Origin of the sequence: Streptomyces atratus, assembly GCF_014648655.1 — a bacterium.
GTDB lineage: Bacteria > Actinomycetota > Actinomycetes > Streptomycetales > Streptomycetaceae > Streptomyces > Streptomyces atratus.
In genome coordinates this window covers 1-2,006 of record NZ_BMRN01000159.1, presented here as the reverse complement: position 1 = coordinate 2,006, position 2,006 = coordinate 1, and the positions used below count along the sequence as shown (strand labels likewise).

At 72.9% G+C, this 2,006-nt stretch carries 1 pseudogene; it reads right to left on the bottom strand.

The annotated features are described in order from the left end of the window. Positions 1-1,997, bottom strand: a pseudogene (locus IEZ15_RS43795) (condensation domain-containing protein); the annotation flags it as partial. Positions 1,998-2,006: the final 9 nt, after the last annotated feature.

The following is a 2,006-nucleotide window of genomic DNA, read 5'->3' as shown; positions in this document are numbered from 1 at the left end:
ACACCACGCGGCAGACACAGACCCACCACCGACTCGGCACCGATGCCCTGACCCATCAGGTAGTGCGCGATCCGGTTCGCCCGCGCGTCCAGCTCCCCGTACGAGGTGCCGGAGCCGTCTGAGACGATCGCCACCGCGTCCGGCGCGGCGGCCGCCCGTGCCTCGAACAGCTCGTTCACCAGGGCGGGTTCACCGGTGGCCGCCGTGTCGTTCCAGTCGACGAGCACCCGGCGGCGCTCGTCCTCGGCCAGCACCTCCAGGGTGCTCAGGCGGCGGCCCGGGTCCTGCGACAGGAGCTCCAGGAGCCCGGCCCACGCGTCGGCGATCCTGCCCGCCCACGCGGCGTCGAACAGGTCGGCGGCGACGGTGACCGAGCCACCGAGGCCCGCCGGGACGCCGTCCGCGTCGAAGGCCTCGGCGACCATGACGTCCAGGTCGAACTTCACGGCCGTACGGTCCGAAGCCGCCTCGTCGTCCTCGGTCGCCGCCGCGCCCGCCCGCACTCCGGGCAGGTCGAGTACCGCGTCGATCGTGTTCTGGAGGGTGAGGACGGTCTGGAAGAGCGGGTGCCGGGCCATCGAACGGGCCGGGGCCAGCTCCTCCACCAGCTTCTCGAACGGCACGTCCTGGTGGGCCATCGCCGCCAGGCTCTTCTCCCGCACCCGGTCCAGGACCTCGCGGAAGGTGGGGTCGCCGGACAGGTCCGCGCGGACGACCAGCGTGTTGATGAAGAAGCCGATCAGGTCGTCCAGCGCCTCGTCCGTGCGGCCCGCGTTCGCCGAGCCGATCGGGATGTCGGTCCCGGCGCCCAGCTTCGAGAGCAGGGTGGCCAGGGCGGCCTGGAGGACCATGAACGTGGTCACGCCCTCGGCCCGCGCCATCTCGACGAGCCGTCCGTGCACCTCGGCAGGGACGCTCAGCGGAACGCTGTGACCCAGGTGGGACGCCACCGTCGGGCGCGGCCGGTCGAACGGCAGCTCCAGCTCGACGGGAGTGTCCGCCAACGCCTCGCTCCAGTAGGCGACCTGACGGGAGATCAGACTGTTTGGGTCCTGCTCGTCACCGAGCAGCTCCTGCTGCCACAGCGCGTAGTCCGCGTACTGCACCGGGAGCGACTCCCACTCCGGCGCCCGGCCCTCGCGGCGCGCCGCGTAGGCGACCGAGACGTCGCGGGCGAGCGGGCCCATGGACCAGCCGTCACCGGCGATGTGGTGGACGACGACCACGAGCACCTGCTCGTCCGGGCCGGCGTCGAACAGCCAGGTGCGGATCGGCGCCTCGACCGAGAGGTCGAACGCGTACTTCTCGGCCTCCCCGATCGCGGCGGCCAGGTCCGCCGGGGCGACCTCGGCCACCGACAGCTCCCAGGCCAGGTCCTCCAGGTCCATGATCCGCTGGTACGGCTCGCCGTCGGCGACCTCGAAGACCGTACGCAGCACCTCGTGCCGCCCGATCACGTCCCGCAGGGCCGCGCCGAGCGCGTCGCGGTCGACCCCGCCCGAAAGGCGCAGGGACACCGGCACGTTGTAGGTGGCGCTCGGGCCCTCCAGCTGGCCGATGAACCACAGGCGGCGCTGGGCGAATGAGAGCGGGATCCGCTCCGGGCGCTCCCCGGCCGTCAGCGCGGGACGCGCGGTCCCGGCGCCGGCGAGGCGGCCGGCGAGGGCGGCGACGGTCGGCGCCTCGAAGAGGGTCCGCAAGGGGACCTCGATGCCGAGGACCGTACGGATGCGGCTGATCAGACGGACGGCGAGCAGGGAGTGCCCGCCGAGGGCGAAGAAGTCGTGGTCGACGCCCACCTCGGGAAGGCCCAGGACTTGTGCGAACACGCCGCACAGCAGCTCCTCCCGCAGGTTCGACGGTCCGCGCCCGGCCCCCGCCCTGCCCGCCGAGTGCTCGGGCGCGGGCAGGGCCTTGTGGTCGAGCTTGCCGTTGACGGTCAGCGGCAGCGCATCCAGGACCACGACCGCCGACGGAACCATATAGGCCGGAAGACGACCGGCCAC